General features: G+C 55.5%; 19 protein-coding genes and 1 pseudogene. 11 read left to right on the top strand and 9 right to left on the bottom strand.

From position 1 onward, the window contains the following. The 5 genes and pseudogenes from ACW8F6_RS02475 to miaB form a co-directional block, all read right to left on the bottom strand. Positions 1-194, bottom strand: a pseudogene (locus tag ACW8F6_RS02475) (apolipoprotein N-acyltransferase); the annotation flags it as partial. Between the two features lie 8 nt (positions 195-202). Continuing rightward, positions 203-1054, bottom strand: coding sequence for a CorC family transporter (locus ACW8F6_RS02470; RefSeq protein ID WP_491574258.1), 852 nt, complete (start codon positions 1052-1054; stop codon positions 203-205). A 73-nt stretch (positions 1055-1127) separates the two neighbouring features. Continuing rightward, positions 1128-1586 (bottom strand): rRNA maturation RNase YbeY, encoded by a 459-nt coding sequence (gene ybeY / locus ACW8F6_RS02465; protein ID WP_491574257.1) that lies wholly within the window; start codon positions 1584-1586, stop codon positions 1128-1130. Then, positions 1583-2608: a PhoH family protein gene (locus tag ACW8F6_RS02460; RefSeq protein ID WP_491574256.1), complete on the bottom strand. Its 1026-nt coding sequence runs from the start codon at positions 2606-2608 to the stop codon at positions 1583-1585. The genes ybeY and ACW8F6_RS02460 overlap by 4 nt, the downstream gene beginning before the upstream one ends. A 167-nt stretch (positions 2609-2775) precedes the next feature. Next, positions 2776-4140, bottom strand: a complete 1365-nt coding sequence (miaB, locus tag ACW8F6_RS02455; protein WP_491574255.1) for a tRNA (N6-isopentenyl adenosine(37)-C2)-methylthiotransferase MiaB — start codon at positions 4138-4140, stop codon at positions 2776-2778. A 165-nt stretch (positions 4141-4305) separates the two neighbouring features. On the opposite strand from miaB, the gene ACW8F6_RS02450 reads away from it, so the two are divergent. The 5 genes from ACW8F6_RS02450 (at position 4306) to nhaA (ending at position 9690) form a co-directional block, all read left to right on the top strand. Continuing rightward, positions 4306-4644, top strand: a complete 339-nt coding sequence (locus ACW8F6_RS02450; protein WP_491574254.1) for a DUF1820 family protein — start codon at positions 4306-4308, stop codon at positions 4642-4644. Between the two features lie 198 nt (positions 4645-4842). Continuing rightward, positions 4843-5454 carry a LysE family translocator gene (locus ACW8F6_RS02445; RefSeq protein WP_491574253.1) on the top strand — a complete coding sequence of 204 codons (612 nt, stop codon included), beginning with the start codon at positions 4843-4845 and terminating at the stop codon, positions 5452-5454. Positions 5455-5483: 29 nt separating this feature from the next. Then, complete coding sequence (locus tag ACW8F6_RS02440; protein ID WP_491574252.1) at positions 5484-6239, top strand: mechanosensitive ion channel domain-containing protein; 756 nt, start codon at positions 5484-5486, stop codon at positions 6237-6239. 24 nt (positions 6240-6263) lie between these two features. Beyond that, on the top strand, positions 6264-8183 hold the full coding sequence (locus ACW8F6_RS02435; RefSeq protein WP_491574251.1) for a cation:proton antiporter: 1920 nt from the start codon (positions 6264-6266) through the stop codon (positions 8181-8183). A gap of 142 nt (positions 8184-8325) precedes the next feature. Further along, positions 8326-9690: a Na+/H+ antiporter NhaA gene (gene nhaA / locus ACW8F6_RS02430; protein WP_491574250.1), complete on the top strand. Its 1365-nt coding sequence runs from the start codon at positions 8326-8328 to the stop codon at positions 9688-9690. A gap of 56 nt (positions 9691-9746) precedes the next feature. Here nhaA and ACW8F6_RS02425 read toward each other — a convergent pair whose 3' ends face one another. Together ACW8F6_RS02425 and ACW8F6_RS02420 are read right to left on the bottom strand one after the other, a co-directional pair. Continuing rightward, positions 9747-11024, bottom strand: a complete 1278-nt coding sequence (locus ACW8F6_RS02425; RefSeq protein ID WP_491574249.1) for an aspartate aminotransferase type Ic — start codon at positions 11022-11024, stop codon at positions 9747-9749. A gap of 229 nt (positions 11025-11253) precedes the next feature. After that, positions 11254-11898, bottom strand: a complete 645-nt coding sequence (locus ACW8F6_RS02420) for a TetR/AcrR family transcriptional regulator (protein WP_491574248.1) — start codon at positions 11896-11898, stop codon at positions 11254-11256. 148 nt (positions 11899-12046) lie between these two features. Between ACW8F6_RS02420 and ACW8F6_RS02415 the strand changes: the two genes are divergently transcribed. The 3 genes from ACW8F6_RS02415 to ACW8F6_RS02405 are packed head-to-tail and all read left to right on the top strand — an operon-like array spanning position 12047 to position 16619. Next, positions 12047-13198 carry an efflux RND transporter periplasmic adaptor subunit gene (locus ACW8F6_RS02415; protein ID WP_491574247.1) on the top strand — a complete coding sequence of 384 codons (1152 nt, stop codon included), beginning with the start codon at positions 12047-12049 and terminating at the stop codon, positions 13196-13198. Then, positions 13198-16296, top strand: a complete 3099-nt coding sequence (locus tag ACW8F6_RS02410) for an efflux RND transporter permease subunit (RefSeq protein WP_491574246.1) — start codon at positions 13198-13200, stop codon at positions 16294-16296. The genes ACW8F6_RS02415 and ACW8F6_RS02410 overlap by 1 nt, the downstream gene beginning before the upstream one ends. Positions 16297-16316: 20 nt before the next feature. Continuing rightward, positions 16317-16619: an Mpo1-like protein gene (locus ACW8F6_RS02405; RefSeq protein ID WP_491574245.1), complete on the top strand. Its 303-nt coding sequence runs from the start codon at positions 16317-16319 to the stop codon at positions 16617-16619. A 67-nt stretch (positions 16620-16686) separates the two neighbouring features. Here the strand turns inward: ACW8F6_RS02405 and ACW8F6_RS02400 are convergent, their stop codons facing one another. Continuing rightward, complete coding sequence (locus tag ACW8F6_RS02400; RefSeq protein WP_491574244.1) at positions 16687-17478, bottom strand: substrate-binding periplasmic protein; 792 nt, start codon at positions 17476-17478, stop codon at positions 16687-16689. 594 nt (positions 17479-18072) lie between these two features. On the opposite strand from ACW8F6_RS02400, the gene ACW8F6_RS02395 reads away from it, so the two are divergent. The 3 genes from ACW8F6_RS02395 to ACW8F6_RS02385 all read left to right on the top strand — a co-directional run bounded on the left by ACW8F6_RS02395 (position 18073) and on the right by ACW8F6_RS02385 (position 21134). After that, positions 18073-18606, top strand: coding sequence for a GNAT family N-acetyltransferase (locus ACW8F6_RS02395; protein ID WP_491574243.1), 534 nt, complete (start codon positions 18073-18075; stop codon positions 18604-18606). A 27-nt stretch (positions 18607-18633) separates the two neighbouring features. Next, complete coding sequence (locus ACW8F6_RS02390; RefSeq protein ID WP_491574242.1) at positions 18634-19287, top strand: glutathione S-transferase family protein; 654 nt, start codon at positions 18634-18636, stop codon at positions 19285-19287. 68 nt (positions 19288-19355) lie between these two features. After that, a complete protein-coding gene (locus ACW8F6_RS02385; RefSeq protein WP_491574259.1) occupies positions 19356-21134 on the top strand; it encodes a M2 family metallopeptidase in 1779 nt (592 codons plus the stop codon). A gap of 95 nt (positions 21135-21229) precedes the next feature. Here the strand turns inward: ACW8F6_RS02385 and ACW8F6_RS02380 are convergent, their stop codons facing one another. Continuing rightward, a complete protein-coding gene (locus ACW8F6_RS02380) occupies positions 21230-22996 on the bottom strand; it encodes a peptide MFS transporter (protein ID WP_491574241.1) in 1767 nt (588 codons plus the stop codon). Positions 22997-22999: the final 3 nt, after the last annotated feature.

Here is a 22999-nt window from a genome sequence, read left to right as displayed (position 1 = left end):
TACATACCCAGGCCAAAGGCAAAGGCCAGTGGGCCCGCTGAGGACGAGGTGTGCAGGCCTGCAAAAAAAACCGCCAAACCGAGCAGGGCCAGCGGCCAAAGGTCAAAGGGCGCTAACCCCAGCGGCTGTGCCAAGCCTGCCAACAGGGCGGCAGCCAGCGAGAGTGCCAGGCGGCGTGCGGGGCTGAGGGGCATTGCCGGTCCTATTGATCCTGCGGCGTTGAAACGCGCAAGAGATGCAGTTTGCGGCTGTCGGAGTAGAGCACAGTAAAGCTGTAACCATTGATGGTCACTGTTTCATTGCGCTTTGCCAGATGGCCAAAGGCATTGAGGACTACGCCGCCGATAGTGTCGAACTCATCTTCGGGAAAGCCGCTACTGAAGTGCTCGTTGAAATCTTCTACGGTGGTCAGTGCCTTAACCACATAGACGTTATTCTCGAGTTTACGGATATCCAGGTCGTGATCTTCTTCGTCGGTTTCATCTTCTATTTCACCGACAATTTCCTCCAGAATATCTTCGATGGTGACCAGGCCCGAGATGCCGCCGTACTCGTCCAATACCATGGCCATGTGGTAGCGGTTTTCGCGAAACTCCCGCAACAAGATATTCAAGCGCTTGCTCTCGGGAATGACGTTAGCGGGCCGGATGATGGATTCCAGGCTGAAGTCTTCCTTGCCACCCAGCACCAGCGGCAGTAGATCTTTGGCCAGCAAAATACCGCGTACATTGTCGGTGGACTCTTCAATCACGGGAAAGCGAGAGTGGCCAGATTCGATAATGCGCGGTAAAAATTGTTCGGGGGTTTCTTCGATGCGCACCACCACCATCTTGGAGCGGGGTACGAGAATATCGTGTACGCGCTGGTCGGAAACTTCCAGGGCGCCTTCGATAATGTGCAAAGCTTCCTGATCGAACAGATTGCGTTCGGCCGCCTCTTTGATAATGGTCAGCAATTCGGCGCGGGAGGTGGGTTCAGCGGTAAATGTATCAAGCAGTTTGCGCAGCCAGGATTTCTCCGACTGCTTCTGACTACTGGGTGGCTCGTCGCTCATGGCGCGGGGTATGTCCTTGTTGTTTGTCTAGGGTTGCACCTGCCTAAGGGCCGGTGCAAAGGGGCCATTTTACTTAAGAATCCCGTTCTGCATAGGGGGCAGGGTAACCCAGCGCCAATAGAATGTCTGTTTCCAGCGCTTCCATGGCCTCGGCTTCGGCGTCCTCCAGGTGATCGAAGCCCAGTAGGTGCAGGGTGCCGTGTACCAGCATGTGGGCCCAATGGGCCTCGAGGGTTTTATTTTGTTCCACCGCTTCGCGCGCCACGACAGGCGCGCAAACGACCAGATCCCCCAGCAACGGCAGTGCCACTTCCGGTGGTAGGTCGGCGGGGAAGGACAGGACGTTAGTGGGATAGTCCTTATTGCGATAATCCCGGTTGAGCTGTTGACCCTGTTCCTCGTCGACTATTAGCAGACTTACCTCGGCCTCTGCGCGGCGCTCGCCAATGGCGGCCGTCACCCAGCGCGCCAGTTGGGTTTGCGAAGGTAGATTGGGTGCTGCGCTCGCGACTTCCGTATCGAGGGTGATCATCGGCGCGCGTCGTCCGGTTGCTGCGCTTCGTGTTCCTCGTACGCTTCCACTATCCGTTGTACCAGCGGGTGACGCACCACGTCCTTGGACAGGAAGTAGGTGAAGCTAATGCCGGCGACATTGGCCAGCACGTCCATGACGTGTTTCAAGCCCGAGTGCTGGCCGCGCGGCAGGTCGATCTGCGACGGGTCCCCGGTGATGACCGCCGTGGAGCCGAAGCCGATACGGGTTAGGAACATTTTCATTTGCTCGCGGGTGGTATTTTGGCTTTCATCCAGAATCACGAAAGAGTTATTTAGGGTGCGTCCGCGCATATAGGCCAGCGGCGCCACTTCAATCACATTGCGCTCGATGAGTTTGCCCACTGTGTCGAAACCCAGCATTTCGTAGAGTGCGTCGTAGAGTGGGCGCAGGTAGGGGTCTACCTTTTGCGACAAATCGCCGGGCAGGAAGCCGAGCTTTTCGCCGGCCTCCACCGCCGGCCGGACCAGTAGGATGCGCTCCACCTCGTCTTTCAACAGCGCCTCTACGGCACAGGCTACGGCTAAGTAAGTCTTGCCGGTACCGGCCGGCCCAATCCCGAAATTAATGTCGTTAGACTGTACGGCCTTGACGTAGCGCTGCTGATTGGCGCCGCGCGGACGCACGGTGCATTTGGCGGTGCGAATCAGTGTCAGCGTATCGGGTGCGGCGGGGGTGGCCGTGGTAATGGCTTCCACGTCCGACTGCTGCAGTGCCAGGTGCACTTCGTCGGCGGTCAGCGTTTGATCGCCCTCGAGTCCGGCGTAAAGCTGTTTCAATATATGTTGTGCGGCCAGCGCTGCCTGCTCACTGCCCACCAGCGCAAAGTCGGCACCGCGATTGTGAATACTGATATTCAGCCGCTTTTCGATTTGTTTGAGGTGCTCGTTCATCGGGCCACATAAATTGGCCAGCCGATTGGCGTCGTTGGGTTCAAGGGTGAAGGTATTGCGGGTTTCGGCCGCTATGGCCTGACGGGTGTGGGTGTCGGCGGTATTCAAATGAAAGTGTCTTCCTTTAAGGTCTGCGGTAGTTCCAGATTACCCTAAGGCCGCGAGGGGGGGAACGGCGTGGAACGGCCATTTGTTTATAAAAACCAGCTTGTTTATAGCCCCTTTACCACAGGGAATTCCGCCCGTCACAGTGGCACGGGCGGGTGACAGGGTGATTACAGCCCATCCAGCTCCGAGCTGAGGAGTGTGCCGCGCAGGGAATTAGGCAGCGCCTCTTCGATCAGCACGTCGGCAAATTTGCCAATCAGTTCGGCTTGATCGCAGCGGAAATTGACCACCCGGTTGTTTTCCGTGCGACCCGACAACTGGCCGGGGTCTTTTTTGGATACGCCAGTGACTAAGACGCGCTCGGTATTGCCCACCATCTGGCGGGCAATCATTTGAGCCTGCTGGTTGATTTGGTGCTGCAGGCGCTGCAAGCGCTGCTTTTTCACTTCCTCGGGGGTGTCGTCGGGCAGATCCGAGGCCGGTGTGCCGGGGCGGCGGCTGTAGATAAAGCTGAAAGATAAATCGAAGTTCATGTCTTCGATAAGCTTCATTGTGGCCTCAAAATCGGCCTCTGTTTCGCCGGGAAAGCCTACGATAAAGTCGGATGAAAAACAGATGTCTGGGCGGATTTTCTTGATTCGGCGCAATTTGGATTTGTATTCCAGCGCCGTGTGGCCGCGCTTCATGGCCGCCAAAATACGGTCTGAACCCGATTGCACGGGTAGGTGCAGGTGGCTCACCAGCTCGGGCACCTTGCCGTAGACCTCAATTAGGGAGTCTGAAAATTCCACCGGATGACTGGTGGTAAAGCGGATGCGGTCGATGCCGTCGATGGCCGCCACATAGGTAATCAGTTCGGCCAGGTCGGCCACCTGGCCGTCGGCGGTCTCGCCCCGGTAGGCATTCACATTTTGGCCCAGCAGATTGATTTCGCGCACGCCCTGTGCCGCAAGGTGGGCCACCTCGGTGAGTACGGCGTCGAGCGGGCGGGATACTTCCTCGCCGCGGGTGTAGGGCACCACACAGAAAGTACAGTACTTGGAACAGCCTTCCATAATGGATACAAAGGCCGTGGCACCGTCGGCCTCGGGCTGGGGCAGACGGTCAAACTTTTCGATTTCCGGGAAGCTGATGTCCACCACCACGGCGCCCGAGTCGCGCTTGGTCTCGATCATTTCGGGCAGTCGGTGCAGCGTTTGTGGGCCGAAAATCAGGTCCACAAAGGGCGCGCGCTCGCTGATGGCCTCGCCCTCCTGACTGGCCACGCAACCGCCTACGCCGATGACCACATCGGGGCGGCTGTCTTTGTAGTGCTTCCAACGGCCCAGTTGGTGAAATAGCTTCTCCTGGGCTTTTTCGCGAATAGAGCAGGTGTTGATGAGCAGCACATCGGCCTCATCGGGATTGTCGGTGGTCACCATTTGATGTGAGTCGCCCAGCAGATCGCGCATGCGGGCTGAGTCGTACTCGTTCATCTGGCAGCCGTGCGTCTTGATGTAGAGCTTTTTAACGGCCTTTTCAGACGTAGACATAAGGTGATACCTGTATAAAACTTGAACAATCAAAAAAGAGCCGCGCATTATAGCGGGCGGGCCACGCCTTGCCCAGTTGGCAGTCTGGTCTTTTATGGTATCCTTGCGCGCCTTTTCCGGTGTATACCTGTTTCGGGGCACCTTTCAACTCAGTGTGTGAGCGTTATGTCTGTAAATCCCACCTACAAAGTGATCTTTTATAACCAGAATCAGGTTTATGAGGTTTACGCGCGCGCCATCTACCAAAGTGAAATGTACGGTTTCATCGAGGTGGAGGAGTTTGTGTTTGGTGAGAAATCCGCCATGATCGTAGATCCGGGCGAAGAGAAGCTCAAAGGCGAGTTTGCCAACGTCAAGCGCTCCTATATTCCCATGCACAGCATCATCCGCATCGACGAAGTGGAGAAAGAGGGCGCACCCAAAGTGGTGGAAGTAAAAAGTGGCGACAAAGTGACCCATTTTCCCTTTGGCGGCAATATACCCAAGCCTCAGTCTGAAAGCTGAGTTTCGGCAGCTAAATGTCGGCTTGTAAGTGATTACTTACTGTGGGTGGGCAGGTTTTAGGCCGGGGGTGTATATGCCGTCCAGTTTAGGTGAGGAGCCCGCAACTGGCGATTTCCCCCAGAAATTCCCCGCGCACTACTTTACAGTGGGGAAAGCCTTACCCCACAATGGCCCTCCCATTCCGACTACGACAGGCCAATGGACATAGGTTTACTGGCGTTATTCATACCCACATTTTTCCTGGTTTCGATTTCTCCCGGCATGTGCATGACCCTGGCTTTGACGCTGGGTATGGCTGTGGGAGTCCGCCGCAGTCTGTGGATGATGGCTGGCGAGTTGCTGGGCGTGGCGCTTGTCGCAGTGGCTGCCGTATTGGGCGTTGCAGCACTGATGCTCAATTATCCAACACTGTTTACCTTGTTTCGCTACTTGGGTGGAGCCTACCTTCTGTGGTTGGGTTGGAAGTTATGGCGAGCGCCGCCGCCAGATTTAAGTGCCCATGGGCACACGCCGCAAACCCGCTGGGATTTAGCGCTGCAAGGGTTTACCACCGCAGTGAGCAACCCCAAAGGGTGGGCGTTTATGGTGGCTTTGCTGCCGCCGTTTTTACGCGATGATCTACCCTTATGGACGCAAATGGCGGGCCTGTTGGCGGTCATCGTGGTTATCGAATTCTCCTCGTTGATGCTGTACGCCAGCGGCGGGAAACACCTGAGCCGGTTTTTGGCGCGCGCCGGCGGCGCCAGCTGGTTAAATCGCATCGCAGGCAGTCTCATGGTTCTTGTGGGCGTCTGGTTGGCTGTGGGGTAACCCAAATGTTTGAAGGATCAGATACGAAGATGTTGACCATCGTTGCGCTTATCGCCGCAGCTACCTTGGGGTTGCTGTTAACCCGTCACCTGTTGAATGCGGGCTTGCGCAAGTTGGCAGTGAAACAGGCCGTCAGCGAGTTGGGACTGGCCTTTGCGCTGCGCTCAATAAACACTCTGCTTATTATCGTCTACGGTTTAGTGGTGCTTGGCCTGCTGGGCCTGGATTTCAGCGATATTGAGGTCTTGTTGAGCTCCGTTTTTGCGGTGGTGGGCGTGGCATTTTTTGCCCAGTGGTCCATTTTGAGCAACATCACCGCCAGTTCCATTATTTTCTTCAGCTTTCCCTATCGGGTGGGCGACTGGGTCTCGGTGGTTGAAAAGGATGTGGATATCATCGGTCAGGTGGAGGATATCACCCTGTTCCACGTGTTGATCCGCAATTTGCGCGGAGAACTGATTACCTACCCCAACAATTTGATCTTGCAAAAACCGGTGGTGCGTTTGAAGGAGCGGCCGAATGTGCATGCCGCAGTGGAACTGAGCGAAGAGCTGGTGCCATTCGGGGTGGGGCGCACGGTGCAATTGAGCTTTGGTGAGCAATCCTTGAGCGGGACAATTTTACACAAGAATCCCCACCGCTTGCTTTTGCTATTAGACAGTGGCGACACCCTAGCTGTGCCTACGGCAAAATTACAGGGCGCATTGATACAAGCGGCGAGTGCGGTGGAAACTCAACCGGCGACAGCCCACGCAGCGCCGGCTGTTTCGGCGCAGCAGTCTTAAGATGTATATGGACGAGGATTTACAATGATGGACCCCATGGCCCTGTTGGTCGCCGTTGGACTTTTATCCATAGCCTGCCAATACCTGGCGTATAAGGTCAAATTGCCCGCGATTTTGCCACTGCTGGTGTCGGGTATATTACTGGGCCCTACATTCGGTTTACTCAACCCGGACGCGCTATTTGGCGACCTGTTGTTTCCGCTGGTGTCGCTGTCAGTGGCCATAATTCTATTCGAAGGTGCGCTGACACTGAAATTCGAAGACCTCGCAGGCCACGGCTCGATGGTGCGCAACCTCTGTACCGTGGGCGCGGCGGTCACCTGGGCAGTCGCCACACCGGTTGCTCACTACGCCTTGGGCATGTCCTGGCAAATGGCGTTTTTGTTTGGCGCCATTGTGACCGTCACCGGCCCAACGGTGATAGTGCCGATGCTGCGCTCGGTGCGCCCCTCGGCCAAGGTGGCCAATATTCTGCGCTGGGAAGGCATTGTAATCGACCCTGTGGGCGCGCTGCTGGCGGTACTGGTCTACGAGTATGTGATCGCTGTGCAGGATGCCTGGACGCACACACTAATGACCTTTGGGCTGGTGTTACTGGTGGGCCTGGGATTGGGCGCCATCATGGGTTACTTCTTAGGCTTGGTGGTGCGTAAAAACTGGGTGCCGCACTATTTGCAAAACACGGCGGTGCTTACCTTAATGCTGGGCGCTTTTGCTGCGTCGAATGCCATCGCCCACGAATCGGGCTTGTTGACCGTGACGGTTATGGGCATGTGGCTGGCTAATATGAAAGACGTGGATGTGGATGACATCCTGGAATTCAAGGAAACGCTCAGTGTTCTATTGATTTCCGCGCTGTTTATTCTGTTGGCGGCACGGCTCGATTTCGGCTCCATTTTGCAGGTGGGCTGGGGCGCGATTTTAGTCTTGATTGCCATTATTTTTGTGGCCAGGCCACTGTCGGTGCTGGTGAGCTCAGTGGGTGCTGGGCTAAATTGGCGCGAACTTGCGCTGCTGTCGTGGATTGCGCCGCGCGGTATTGTGGCGGCGGCGGTGTCTGCGCTGTTTGCCTTGAAGTTAGAGGAGTTGGGCTACGCCGAAGCGGATCTGCTGGTGCCTATGGTGTTTTTGGTGATCATTGCCACCGTGGTATTGCAGAGCTTGACGGCGGTGCACGTGGCTAACTTTTTGGGCCAGCGGGCGCCCACGCCCAACGGCTTGCTGATTTTTGGCGGCAGCAAATTTGCCCGCATGTTCGCGCTGGAAATGAAAGACAAAAATATTCCCGTGCGCATTGCCGATACCAACTGGGATTCTATTCGCCAGGCGCGCATGGATAATATTCCCACCTACTATGGTAACCCCATTTCCGAGCATGCACGCCGCACCATGGATTTGTCGGCCACTGGTCAGGTGTTGGTAATGTCGCCTTATCGGCAACTCAATCCGCTGGTGACCTACCATTTTGAGCACGCCATGGGCAAAGGCTCAGTGTTGGGATTGAGCGCTAACGAGCAGGAGAGTAGGGCTTCGCACCAGGTGTCTGAAGCCTATGCTAAAAAGCTGGGGCTATTTGCCGAAACTGCCACCTACGGGCGCTTGGCGGCGTTGGTCGCCAAGGGCGCAACCATTAAAACCACGCGCCTGTCCGACTCCTTTACTATGGAAAATTACGGCGAAACCTACGGTGCACGAGCGCTGCCTTTGTGTGCGCTCGACCCCAATGGCAAGGTGTACTTCTACACCATTTCGCACGACTTTAAGCCCAAGGCAGATTGGCAGATTGTCAGCCTGATTACGCCTGAAACCGCCGAGGAAAAAGCCGCGCGCGAGGCGCGCGAAGAAGCTGCGCGCCTGCAAAAAGAAGCCGATGAGCGCGCGCTGCAAGAGGCCAAAGCGCGCGATTCGGGCCGCGATCAATCGGCGGCGCCCACCGAAGCTTAGCTGCTCAGGTGTCGTCATTTTACCATGGGTATCAGTCAGCAAGATGGGCAAGGGCCGAGTTAGGGGAACTTGCTTTGCCGACGCCACTCAAATGGATTCGTAAAAGTGAAGGGCGGGCTGCAGCTACTGCCCCGGAGGGAAAATGTCTCAAGCTATAAGCAATGCGTTCCATCGATTTATTAAAAAAGACAGCTCGGCGGGCATCGTACTGATCATCGCAACACTGGCGGCGCTAACCTTAAAAAATTCGCCCTTGGGCGGCCTGTACGACAGCTTTTTACACACACCGGTGGCGGTGCAATTTGGCGCACTGGATATTGCCAAGCCCCTGCTGTTGTGGATTAACGATGGCCTGATGGCCGTGTTCTTTTTGCTCATTGGGTTGGAAGTAAAGCGCGAACTGGTGGAGGGCAATTTAAGCTCAGTCTCGCAGATGACTCTGCCTGGGGTGGCGGCCATAGGCGGTATGTTGGTGCCGGCTTTGTGCTATGTCTACGTTAATGCCGGCGACGACCTTGCCATGCGCGGCTGGGCCATCCCCACCGCTACGGACATCGCCTTTGCGCTGGGTATTTTAAGTTTGCTGGGCAATCGGGTGCCATTGTCGCTGAAAGTGTTTTTAATGGCGCTGGCAATAATCGACGATTTGGGAGCCATCGTTATCATTGCGCTGTTTTATACGGCGGATCTGTCGGTGACATCCATTTGGGTTGCCAGCATCGCCCTGGCGGTACTGTTTGCGATGAATCGGCTCGGCGTATTCAGGCGCGGCGCCTATGTCATCGTGGGTGTCGTACTTTGGGTTAGCGTCTTAAAGTCGGGTGTACACGCGACGCTCGCCGGTGTGGCCTTGGCCTTTATGATTCCCCTGTCGGCCACTAACGATCGGGGCGAAGTGTTTTCTCCCTCTAAAAATATGGAGCACGATCTGCACTACTGGGTGAGCTTTTTTATTCTGCCGCTGTTTGCGTTTTGCAATGCAGGTATCGACTTGCGTTCCATTTCGCTGGCGCAGCTGTCGGCGGGCGCCCCGCTGGGGATCATCCTGGGACTGTTTATCGGCAAGCAGGTAGGTGTGTTTGGTTTGAGCTGGTTGGCCATCAAATGCAAACTGGCGACCCTGCCGAAGGGGGTTAACTGGGTGTCGCTCTACGGCGTCAGCTTGCTAACCGGGGTGGGTTTTACCATGAGTATATTTGTGAATTCGCTGGCCTTCGAAGACGACACGCTGTTTCAGGGCGCCGATCGATTAGCGGTATTAATCGGATCGCTACTTTCTGGTGTGATGGGGTATCTGGTCCTGCGCTTCGGCACCAGTGCCAAGGCGGTTTCGGAAGACGTTATTTACCTGCCCTCCAGTGTGGGCTCGCTGATGGAGTCTCTGACACAGTCAGCCGCCTGGTTTAAAGAGCAGGCGCCAATGTTGCCGCCGGACGATCCAGCGCGGAAACTCCCGGAGGAGCCACATGCCCCTCAGACTTCGGCGCAGAAGCCAGAAAAGGAATAAAAAAAAGAGCCTCGCAAGAGGCTCTTTTTTTATTCGCTCAGGGCGCGTCTAGCGGGTTATGAGCGCGCCAGCTGCTGACGCACGGCCACGAGTTTAACGCAGGTGACAAATACGTCCATGGCACCCTTCACTTCCGCTACCGTAGGCACTGACGGGGCAATGCGGATGTTGCAGTCGCGCGGGTCTCGGCCGTAGGGGAAGGTGGCGCCGGCGGGTGTCAGTTTGACCCCTGCTTCAGCGGCCAAACGCACCACCTCTTTGGCGCAGCCCGGACGGGTGTCAAAGGCCACAAAATAACCGCCCTCGGGTTTTTCCCATTGGCCCAGATCAGTGCCGGCAAAGGCGCTGTCCAAGGCGCTGAGCACGGCGTCAAAGCGCGGCTGTAAGATGCGCGCGTGTTGAGCCATGTGCTGGGTCAACGCCGCTATATCTGGCAGGAGGCGCATGTGGCGCAGCTGATTAACCTTGTCGGGACCTATGCTTTGGGCGCCCAGAAATGCGCGAAAGCTCTTGAGGTTGCCCTCGCTCATGCCCACGAAGGCCACACCCGCGCCAGCGTGGGTAATTTTGGAGGTGGAGGCGAACTGGATTACCGAATCCTCGGTACCCAGGGCCCGGCAGGCGTCCATGATGTTGGCCAGTGGCCGCTGTTCGCTCAGATCGTGTACCGCATAGGCATTGTCCCAAAACACCTTGAAGTCGCCATTGGCCTTGTTGGCCAGGGCGGCAAGGCGTTGGACTACGGCATCGCTGTAGATAACGCCTGTGGGGTTGGCGTATTTGGGCACGCACCAGATACCGCGAATGCTGGTGTCTTTGGCTAGCAGGGCTTCCACCTGGTCCATGTCTGGGCCGTCGGCGGTCATATCGACGGTGATCATCTTGATGCCCAGCTGCTCGCACAGGGTAAAGTGGCGGTCGTAGCCGGGTACCGGGCAGATAAACGTCATAGGCCCCTGCTTGTGCCAGGCGCTGTCCGGACCATTAAAGCCAAATTGCACGGCGTTCAGCAGACACTGAAACATCAGCGTCAGGCTGGAATTGCCGAGCGCCAGCACCTCTTTTTGATCCAGTCCCAAGATGGCCGCACCCAACGCGCGCGCCTCGGGCAGGCCGTCGCCACCGCCGTAGTTGCGGGTATCGGTACCGTCCAGACTCTTGTAGTTTCCTTTCAGAATGCCGTCTAGCTCATCGGATAGGCTCAGCTGTTCCGCAGAGGGCTTACCGCGCGTGAGGTCGAGATTAAGTTTGCGATCGACGATGGCGGCATATTCAGCCGCTAATTGCTGTTCCCACTGGCGAAGTTGGTCTTGACTGGCATTAGATACGTTCAATTTAGGCCTCGGCTTGTAATACGACTACAAAAAACGGGCGGCATTATAAACAGCTTTTGTGCAATCTTTAATCGGTTTTGTAGCTTCTGGCACAATATTTTTCAGGTGCCGCGGTTTTACTTGCGCGGCATGCAATCAGCGCGAGGAAAAATTGCGCACCGCGGTATATCTTGAAGGTAATTGTGAGGTGGGAGCCCGGCTGGGTGCTGTTACCTGTCGGGTTAATCCGTTATTTGGCAACAGCTGTGTTTTCAGCTCCGTAGTAGTTTAAAAACATATCCACCGCGCAGGCGATGTAGCGTTGGAGCTGTTCGGGCGATTCCTCGGTGGGCAGCCCGAGTAGGGCGGCAAAGTGATTGTTGGTTTTTAGTAAACACAGCAGCTGTTCGGCCGCCATTTCCACGTTATTGCAGCATAAACTGCCTTGGGCCACTTTGCGGGCCAGGTAGTTCTGCAGACTGGCGATCACATTGCTGGGGCCGGCGGCAAAGAAAATCTGGGAAATTTCCGGATGCAGCTCGGCGCTAGCCGCACACAATCGCACCAGTTGAATGGCCTCTCGGCTTTGAATGAGTTCGTAAAAATGGGCTGCAAAGGCCGTAAGCACATCCCTGATGGGGGCTTTATCGGTGAGCACCGACTCGTTCATCACATTGGCGTTGCAGCGGTTCTCGACACAAAAACGAAACAGGTCATCCTTGGTGCCAAAATGGCTGTACACCGTTTGTTTGGACACCCCGGCAGCCTCGGCTACTTGGTCCATACTGGTACTCAAATAGCCTTGTTCGGTAAATAGGTGGCTGGCCGCGTGAATAATCTGCTGGCGCTTTTCTTCGCTGCGACCGCGTGTGCTTTTTTTCGATATATCGTTCATGGCGGCAGTTTAACTGAAAAATTCTTCTAAAAACAAACTAGACGGACTAGTCTAATTTCATTATTCTAGACCCTGCCGTCCATTTTGGCGCCGTTATGGCGTGGGTGGGCTTTCAGGCAAGGGTCTTTTTAACTAGGAAACGTCTCCAGTGGTAAACAAATTCGTACGACGTTATTGGGCTTTTGGCCCGGTTTTGTTGGTGGCCATCGCATTGCTGCTGTCTGCAACCTTCCGCAGCAATAGCGCGGAGCAGGCCGAGAAGCACCTGCTGCACACAGCCAGCCTCCAACTGCGCGAACAGCCAAGCTACGAAGTGGAGCGGCGGTTTGCGGGCCGGGTTGCCGCGCGTCAGGATACCGATGTGGGCTTTGAGCTGGGCGGCCGCGTGGCATTCATGCATGTCAATGACGGCGAGCGGGTACAGCAGGGGGATCTGCTGGCAAGTTTAGACACCGAATTACTAATTACTGAGCGCGATCAGTTGCAGGCGCAATTGGCAGATACCCTGGCGCGACAAGAGCTGAATGCCGCCAATATCGCGCGTCACCAGTCGTTGCAGGCCAGTGGTTTCGCCTCTCAACAGCGATTGGACGAATTGCTGACCGAGCAAAAAACTTTGGCCGCCAGTGCCGACGCTATGCAGGCATCCTTGTCAAACGTGGCCAGCCGGCTGCGCAAAGCCCAGCTGCGCGCGCCCTACGACGGCGTTGTGGCTCACCGCTTTGCCGATCAGGGCACAGTTGTGGCCGCCGGCAGTCCCGTTATCCGGCTGCAGGAGGTCGCCGCCATGGAGGCCATGGTGGGCGTGCCGGTGAGCTTTGCACTCAATCTGGCCGCCGGGCAGCAGCTGCCCATGCAACTTCGCAATCAGGGGCTTCAGGCGCGCGTGATTACCATCGGCGCGGATGTAAATACCGTAACCAACACCGTCAACGTGCGCCTATTACTGCCGCCCGAGGTGCAGGCTTTTAATGGCGACATCATTCAATTAGTGATGACTGAGTCGGTGCCACAGGCCGGTTTTTGGATTCCCGCCGACGCCGTGACCGACGGTGTGCGCGGGCGCTGGACCATATATGCGCTGCAGCCGCAGGCCGAGGGCAGGTTGCGCGTGGAGTCGCGCGATGTGCAGATTCACCACAGCCGCGCTGAGCAGGTGTTTGTCAGTGGCGCGTTATCCGACGGTGAACTTATCGTGGCCACGGGTGTGCACCGCTTGGTGCCAGGTCAACAGGTGACAGCCACCGAGTTACCCCCCGCAGAAGCGACCCAGCTGGGTTTGCAGCCGGGAGCGCAATAATGCCGGTGAAACATTTTGTGGAAAATCCCCGTCTGGTGGCGATGGTGATTGCCGTGCTGATAGTGGGTGGGCTCGCCGCCATCAACTCGCTGCCGCTCTCGGAAGATCCCTACATAACCGGCCGCCACGCCACGATTCTAACGCCCTTCCCGGGTGCCAGTGCCGAGCGAGTGGAAGTACTGGTCACTGAAAAAATCGAAAACAAGGTGCGTGAACTCGCCGAAATTGAAACAGTGACCTCTACATCCAAGGCGGGATTATCGGTGTTGATGGTAGAGCTCAAAGGCAGCATTCAGCCAGAGCAGGTGCCGGGACTCTGGTCGCGCACGCGCGCGCTTATCGATGAAGTGCAAGGCGATCTGCCGCAGGGCGTGTTGCCATCGCGCATGTTGGACAACCGAACACATGCCTTTACCCGTATTATCGCGCTGCGTTGGCAGGGTGCCACCGAGCCCGACATGGCCATTTTGGGCCGCTACGCGCAAGAATTGGAAAGCCGGTTGCGCAGCCTGCAAGGCAGCTGGCGCGTCGAGCGCTTTGGCGAAACCCAAGAAGAAATTCAGGTGGAGGTCGATAACGCCGTATTAAGCCGCTTAGGTCTGACACCGCAATCCATAGGCGCTGCGATCAGTCGCGCCGACAGTAAGGTGGCCGCCGGTGAGTTATCAGGTGGCAACCAGGCCATCGCCGTCGAGATCCGCGGCGCCATCGACAGCGTCGAGCGCGTGCGGCGGGTGCCCCTGCACTCGCCGGCGCAGGGCAGCCTGTTGGTGGGCGATATCGCCAAGGTTTACCGCGGCGAGCAGACACCGCAAGAGAGTATTGCGATGATTCACGGCGAGCGAGCCGTGGTGGTTGCAGTGAGCATGCTGGCAGACGAGCGCATTGACCGCTGGAGTGAAAAAGTTGACGGCAGGTTGCGCGACTTTGAAGCGATATTGCCGGCTAACGTGAAGCTGGAAACGCTGTTCGATCAGCGCGGTTACACCGAACAGCGTTTGAGCGATTTGCTTGGCAATGTGGTGCTGGGTTTTGCCCTGATTTTTATTGTGTTGTTTTTTACGCTGGGCTGGCGTTCGGCCATTATTGTTGCCTTGTCGCTGCCGCTCACAGCACTGTTTACCCTGGCGGTGATGAAGTTTTATGGCCTGCCAATTCACCAGATGTCAGTCACCGGCTTAATCGTCGCGTTGGGGATCATGGTGGACAATGCCATTGTCATGGTGGACTCCATTGCCCGCGAACGGCAGGCCGGCCACGGTCGCACGCCGGCGGTACTGCGCTCGGTGCGCCATCTTTGGCTGCCGCTATTGGGTTCGACGCTAACAACAATTCTGGCCTTTATGCCCATCGTGCTTATGCCGGGGCCAGCCGGTGAGTTTGTTGGCGGCATTGCATTGTCGGTTATTTTTTCCCTAATTGGCTCCTGGTTGATTTCTCATACGCTCATTGCCGGTCTTGCGGGGCGTTGGCTGCCCCAGGAGCGAGGCGGCGGCCATTGGTTGCAATGTGGTTTTTCGAGCGCGCGTTTAGGCTCGACCGCAGAGCGACTAATTTTATCGGCGATGCGTCGACCAGTGGCCACCGTGGTGGCGGTGGCCAGCATACCCCTGTTGGGATTTGTGGCGGCCGGACACTTAACGGAGCAATTTTTCCCGGCCTCTGATCGCGATATGTTTCACATAGAAGTGTATTTGCCCGAGCATGCCACCATTGGGCACAGCCGTGCGTTAGCGGCAGATATTCACGAGTACTTGGCTCGCGAAGTACCCGAAATAGAATCTGCGCATTGGTTTGTGGGCAGCGCAGCCCCTGCCTTTTATTACAACCTGATGTTTGGCCACGACGGCTCGCAAAATTACGCACAGGCGATGGTGAAAACTGCACACTTTTCGGTGGCCAATAAACTCATCCCCCGGCTGCAGGCACAATTAGATCAGGCGTTTCCACAGGCTCAAATTTTAGTGAGGAAATTGGAGCAGGGACCTCCCTTTGAAGCACCCGTTGAGTTGCGTCTGTACGGCCCGAGTTTGGATGTGCTGAAGGCCAAGGGCGACGAAGTACGCGCCGCCATGGTGGCCGTGCAAAGTGTAACTCATACTCGCGCGTCGCTAGCCGCGGGCGTGCCAAAATTATGGTTGGATGTGGATGAAGACGCGGCCAAGCGTGCGCAATTTCAGCTGGTGGATATGTCTGAACAGCTTCGCAACAGCCTGGACGGCGTCGTGCGTGGTTCGTTAATTGAAGGCACCACCGAAATCCCAGTGCGGGTTCGTATTCACGGCGATAGCCGTCGGGATATGGAAGGCTTACAGCAATTTCAGTTTGTAACGCCCGTGGACGGTAGCCACCAAGGGGTGCCATTATCGAGCATCGCCACACCGTCGTTGCAGCCCACCCAGGGCAGTATTGCACGGCGCAATGGCGAACGCGTAAATACCTTGCAGGCCTTCGTGCGCGATGGTGTATTGCCGGCGGCGGTGTTGTCGGCAGTACAAAACGAACTGGCGCAACGCGATTTTCAGCTGCCTGCGGGCTACCGTTTGGAGTTGGGCGGCGAAGGCGCCGAGCGTGATGAGGCCGTGCACGATTTAATGGGATCGGTGGGGCTGATCCTGACGATGCTGGTATTAGTTGTAGTGCTTAGCTTTAACTCATTTCGTATTAGTCTGATTATTTTCGCCGTTGCTTTTCAATCCGTGGGCCTGGGATTGTTGTGCGTGTACCTGTTTGGTTACGCCTTTGGCTTTACGGTCATTATTGGCTTGCTAGGGTTGATGGGGTTGGCTATTAATGCCGCTATTGTCATCTTGGCCGAGCTGAAATCCGACGCTAACGCGGTGCGTGGGGATGAAGTGGATATTGTTGCCGGTGTCATGCGTTGCGGGCGTCATATCCTGTCGACGACGATTACCACCGTGGGGGGCTTTTTACCTTTGATACTAGCCGGCGGCGGCTTTTGGCCGCCCTTTGCGATTGCCATTGCCGGTGGTACTGTGTTGACGACATTGTTGTCGTTTTTATTCGTGCCTGCGGCCTTCGTGTTGTTTACCCGCAAGCGCCATTTTGAATTGTCGGTGGGCCAGACATTGGCTTAGCGAAGGCTGGAGGTTTAATCGTGCAAACGTTTAAAAATTTTGCAGAGTTCTATCCCTACTACCTGGCGGAACATACCAATGTAACCTGCCGACGGTTACACTTTGTGGGTTCTCTGATTGCGCTGTGCCTAGTGGTTGTGACGCTTGTGACGCTAAACCTCTGGTGGCTATTGCTCGGGCTAATTCAGGGTTATGGCTTTGCCTGGGTGGGGCATTTCTTTTTTGAAAAAAATAAGCCGGCAACTTTTGAGCATCCCGGCTACAGCTTTTTAGGCGACTGGGTGATGTTTAAGGATATGCTCACAGGAAAAATTGCATTTTAGAATATTGCCAGATCGCAATACTTCTGCACCTACATAATCGTGCTTTTGCCCGGCTTGCCGGGCTTTTTTATGGTCGCTGCTGATGTTTTTCAATGAGCAACTCAAAGGTGCCGTCTCGCCTTAACTCCTCAATGATTGCGGCCAGCTCCTCTTGTCGCGCCATAAGTGGCGATTTTTTGGACAAGGCTATTGAGTTTGCATTGCCTTCGCGGGTGTATTCGTAGGGTAATAGCTTGATCGGTTGAGTTGGAAACTGACGGTTAACCAGTTCGTGCTTTACCAGGTGTTGCGCGACCGTTTGGTTGAGCAGCAGGATGTCAATGCGGTGCGAACGAAGCAGTCTGACCCCGGCCTCTGCATTCGGTGACAATACGACGTTCAGTGTTTTGTCGTGGAATTCGTCGGGGTATTGAAAGCCGTTGACCAGCCCCAATCGCGCTAATTTTATTTTTCCGAGATTATCAAATACTTTTTTTTGATCGGCGAGCACTAAAAAGCGCAGAGGTTCTATTTCTGCATAGGGAAACATCTCTAGGTAAACAAGCCGCTCTGGGGTGGGAATTAGGCTTACCATAAAATCGGTTAAGCCGGCTTCAGCCATGCGCAAGCAGCGCGCAAAGGGGGTGTCGGGGGAGGGAAGCACGGCAATGTTCATCCGCTCGCCAATGATATTCAGCGCGTCGATCATAGCGCCGGTGGCCCGGTTGTCGACGAAATAGCTTAATGGAGGGTAGTCGTCGATGCAGACGCGTGCTGTGTAGGTAACTTCGTCTGCTTGCGCAACGGCGCTACCGCCAAGGAGGGTGGCGAGCAAAAGCGCACCAAGCGTCTTGAAGTTGCGATATGTGCTAGCGAGCATAGGGTGCCCCGGTTGCAGGGCTACAGCCAGGGTAGCTCAATACCCAACGCTGCCTGCTCGGCGCTGTTCGATGCACTAACCACTGTGGGCTGACGTAGGCACTCCAATTGGCGGAGTTTCCGGTGCTCGTGGCGCGTAACGGACACTGTGCGCGTAGCTGGGGTAGGTTCAGTGGATAGCCGCTGTTGTGCGGCATTAATAGACATTGGCCTGGGAAAGGCTGGGGGTGTGGCGCGCACTGGCTGCGGGGTGGTCTGCGCACATTGCCCTTGGCTGAGTCGCAACCGCCCAGGCTAGGAGGTTTGCCGCACAATCTCTCCGCAGGATTTGCTATTAACCGCCATGAAATCAAAGATTTACCTTTAATAGTGCGGTTGTGCATGGGCGTTGTGTTCATGGCGGATACTGCTTGACGGATTCATACAAAAGTTTAGCAGGCGGTTACCAAATGAGCTGTAGAGGTGGTTGCCTGCTATTTTTATAGCTGCTTACCTACTTAGATACCCTATGCCTGTCCAGCGCGGCCTGCAAGGTTATGAGGGCCCTGGCACGCCCCTCGTCTTACTTACATTGCCTATGCGCGGAGGCGCTGATTTGAACTGCAAAACTTATTATTTGGAGATGCTAACGCCCGCCTCGGCAAATTTGAAAGCCTTTGCGACACAGGACGCGAAACTCATTGAGCTGCAGCGGCCCGATGCTGCCTTGAATCGCCGTTTTTATCTTGGTGTTGGCGAGCCTTGGGGTTGGCGGGACAAGGCTGACTGGCCGCTGGCGCGCTGGCAGGCCTACGTGGAAGGTTTTGGTGAGGAGGAACAGGGTGACGCAGCGGTCGAACGTATCATTACTGTGGTATTGCAGCTAGAGGGCGAGGACTGTGGCTATTTTGAGCTGGCCGTTCCCATAAACGGTGAGCGGCCTGTGGCTGTGGAGATTCGCTATTTCGGCCTGCTGCCCCAGGCGCTGTCGAAGGGCTTGGGCGGCCCACTCTTGAGTGCGGCAATTGAGCGGGCTTGGCTCGCCGGGGCGAGCCGCGTATGGGTACATACCTGTGACTTAGATCACCCCGCCGCACTGGCAAACTATCAAAAACGGGGTTTTACACTCTATAAAACCATCACGGACTAATTCTTATACGCGCAGGACATCGCATTTATGGCAGAACTTACGCTGGTTATCGGCAATAAAAACTATTCCAGTTGGTCGCTCAGAGCCTGGTTGTATCTCAAGTTGAACGACATCAGTTTTGATGAAATTCGCTTGCCCTTAGACACACACCAATTCCAGCAGGAAATATTCACCTATTCGCCCTCGGGCAAGGTGCCGGCATTGATTCACGGCAAGGTGCGCGTGTCGGACTCGCTGGCCATTATCGAATACGTGTACCGCAATTTTCCGGACAGCGCCAACTGGCCAAAAGATCCCGTGGTGCAGGGGCTCGCCATTTCGGCAGTTATGGAAATGCATACGGGGTTTATGGCGCTGCGCAGTCACTACCCCATGAACTGTCGTAAGCCGCCCTTTAAGGCGCCCTTGCGCGGAGGCGTGGAAGGGGATTTGGCGCGTTTAGAATCCCTATGGCACAGCCTGCTAGATGCTAGTCAGGGGCCTTGGTTGGGTGGGCAGCTGGGCATTGTCGACGCTTATTTTGCGCCGGTGGCACTGCGTATACATACCTACCAATTACCCGTGAGTGACCGGTGCCTGGCCTATGTCGAACAGGTGTTAACACTGCCGGCTTTACAGGAATGGATTGCTGCAGCAAAGAAAGAAACTGAAACAGTCGCCGCCGACGAGTGGCAAGATTAAGGGAAACAACAATGAAAATAAAAACCACTAATAGACTGCTGGCCACTGCAATTGCCGCGGGTTTGCTGATGGCTTGCCAGCCCAAGGGCGCCGAAAAGGCGACCGTTGCACAGGCTCCAGTTTACGATCAGGCCAGTGCCGCAGCTTTTGTCGCAGAGGCGGAAAAGTCCTTAAAGGATACGGCGGAATACGCGTCGCGAGCCAGTTGGCTGGCCGCCACCTACATCAATAAAGACAGTCAATTTATCGAGGCCAGGGCCGGCAAGGACTTTACGCTACAGGTGGTGAAGTACGCCAAGCAGGTTAAAAACTGGGATGGTGTTGAACTCAAGCCGGAAACCCGCCGCAAATTGGACGCCCTGCGTTTGGGGTTGAGCTTTCCATCGCCGGACGACGAAGCGCTGGCCGGTGAGCTGGCAGATATCGGGTCCAAGATGCAGGGCATGTACGGCGAGGGTAAATACTGTCGGCCGTCGGGCGAGTGTTTTGATCTTCAGCAGATGAGCAATATTTTGGCGGAGGGCAAAGACCCCGCGCTAATGCAGGAAATGTGGTCTGGCTGGCGCCAGGTATCACCGCCTATGCGGCCACTGTACGAGCGCCAGGTTGAAATCGCCAATGCCGGCGCTAAAGATTTAGGCTTTGAAAACCTGTCGGTCTTGTGGCGCTCCAACTACGACATGGCACCCGACGCCTTTGCCGCAGATGTGGATGCCCAGTGGAACAAAGTGAAGCCGCTGTACGAGGCGCTGCACTGCCATGTGCGCGCGCGGTTAAGCGATACCTACGGCGAAGAAGTAGTACCTAAAACCGGAAAAATTCCCGCCCATTTGTTGGGGAATATGTGGGCACAAACCTGGGGTAATGTGTACGACAAGGTCAAACCGGCCAACAGTCAACAAAGCTACGATTTGACCAAACTGATCGAAAAAAGTGGAATGAATGAATTGGGCATGGTGCGTACAGCCGAGTCGTTCTTTTCATCGCTGGGCTTTGCCCCCTTGCCGGAGACTTTTTGGGAGCGCTCGCAATTTTTAAAGCCGCGCGATAGAGAAGTGGTGTGTCATGCGAGCGCCTGGAACCTCGACAGCAAAGATGATCTACGCATTAAAATGTGCATTCAGAAAAATGCAGAGGACTTCCAAACCGTTCACCACGAACTGGGGCACAATTACTATCAGCGCGCCTACAATGAACAGCCTTTTCTATTCCAGGGCAGTGCGAACGACGGTTTCCACGAAGCTTTAGGCGATACGGTTGCGCTGTCGATTACCCCCTCCTATCTGGTTAGCCTGGGGCTGTTAGACAAAGAGCCGCCAGTGTCGGAAGACTTGGGCTACCTGATGCAAATGGCGCTGGATAAAATTGCCTTCCTGCCCTTTGGCTTAATGGTAGACAAGTGGCGCTGGCAGGTGTTTAACGGCGAAATTAAGTCGGCTGATTACAACAAAGGCTGGTGGCAACTGCGGGAGCAGTATCAAGGCATTAGCGCGCCGGTGGCGCGCACAGAGGCGGACTTTGACCCGGGTGCTAAGTACCATATTCCCGGCAATACACCCTATACTCGCTATTTCCTGGCCTTTATTCAGCAGTTTCAATTTCACCGAGCGCTGTGTGAAACTGTCGACTACCAGGGCCCGCTCCATCGCTGCTCCATTTATAACAGCAAGGCTGCAGGCGATAAATTGCAGGCCATGATGGCCATGGGTAGCAGCCAACCCTGGCAAAACGCCATGGCTGCGCTCACCGGTCAGCCAAACCTGGATGCCTCGGCTATCGTGGATTATTTTGCCCCGCTGAAGGTTTGGTTGGATGAGCAGAATAAAGACCGCCAGTGTGGCTGGTAAACGCGTTGGTTGGATCAGTTAATAATCGCTAAATAAAAAAGCCCGGCAATTGCCGGGCTTTTTGTTGGTTTGATCGAGGCCATAACGGTGATAAATCAGTGGATACCGTGCATGCCTTTCTTGAGTAGCGGCGAGATGATGATCATAAACACGCCGATACCGATACCGGTCCACATCAAAAACTCATACAGGCTGGTATAGGTGGTCAGCAACTGCATGGCATCAGCTGCTTCAGCACCGCCGGTATCAATTGCCGCCATCTTGCCGATGCGGGTGGCAACAGTTTCAGACAGCGCGGTCGCCAGGAACCAGGTGCCCATAGAGACCCCCACCACCTTGCCGATTGACAGTTTGGTGACCGCCGACAGGCCAACGGGTGACAGGCACAGTTCGCCGGTGGTGTGGAGCATGTAGGCAAGTACCAGCCAGATCATCGCAACTTTGCCGGCATCGTCCGCAAATTCGGCGCCAATCACCAAGGCGCCAAAGCCAAGGCCCGCCTGCATGATACCCAAGCCAAATTTCACGGGCGTTGAGGGCTCCAGTCCACGCTTGGATAACCAAACCCAAAGTGCAGCAAAGGGAATGGCAAATAGCATGATAAAGCCCGCGTTTAGCGAACCGAACATGGATGCGCGGATCTCGCCGTCGCCGAAGCTGCGGTCCAATACGCGATCGGCGTAGAGTGTCATGCTGCCGGCAGATTGCTCAAACAGTGCCCAGAAAACGATGGTGGAGACAATCAATACCATCAAGACAACCGTGCGGCCATACTCGGCGCTGTTGTGGGATTTAAAGCCGTAGCCGATAAAGGCCACCAGGCCCAGCAGCATTAAGCCCAGCCAGGTGTCGTCGCCCGTGAAGGCCCATACCAAGCCCACCACCATCGTGGCTACTGCCATACCAATGGCTAGCCAATCGTGGCCTTTCTCGGGCTGGTAGAGCATGGAGTACAAAATAATACCCACCACGGCGATAATCAGCAGGCTGTTTTGAGCGAGGTGTACCACAGGTTCATTTTGAATCAGGAACCAAACCACCGACAAAGACAGCAGACCGCCCAGGTAAATCGCCCACTCTTTGTTGATAGGTCCTAAAAAGGTCTCTTTCAAGCGCGCCGGCTCGGCGGGCTCCGCGTGACCTTGCAGTGTGTGCTGGAATTTCAGGAAGGTAATCAAGCCAAACAGCATGCCTATGCCTGCAGCGCCAAAGCCGTAGCTCCAGCCGTAGGTCTCACCCAACCAACCGCACAGTAATGTGGCGGTAAAGGAGCCTATGTTGATACCCATGTAGAAAATGGTGAAACCTGAATCCCGGCGCGGGTCATCTTTGCCGTAAAGTTTACCCACAATAGTGGAGATATTGGGCTTCAGGAAGCCTACACCCACAGTGATCAGGGCGAGTGCAAAGAAAAACACTTTCAGTGCCACCACGTCCTGAATAATGACATCCTCGGCCAAGACCGTGCCAGCGGCGAGTACAGTGCCATCGTTCAGGGTAATCGCCTCAGCCAGCGTGGTACCTGCCGCAAATTTCATTGCCTCAAAGCCTTCATAGGCCATAGTGGCATGACCGGCAGTCAATAAAATGGCCCCGAAGATCACCGCCTTGCGCATACCCAAGTAGCGATCAGCCAATAAACCGCCAATGAGAGGCAGTGCATATACCAAACCGGCATATGCACCAAGTACGTCATAACCGGCAGAATCTGTAAATAGGTGGTATTTTGTGACATAAAGGAGTAACAAATACTTCATGCCATAGAAAGAGAAGCGCTCCCAAAGCTCTGTGGCAAAGCACACATAGAGCCCTTTGGGGTGTCCCAGGAACTCCCCGGGAGCTGAAATAGTGGCAGTAGTCATGCC

Source organism: Simiduia sp. (genome assembly GCF_058345725.1).
The sequence above is the reverse complement of the archived record's forward strand: the minus strand, read 5'-3'. Positions and strand labels throughout refer to the sequence as shown.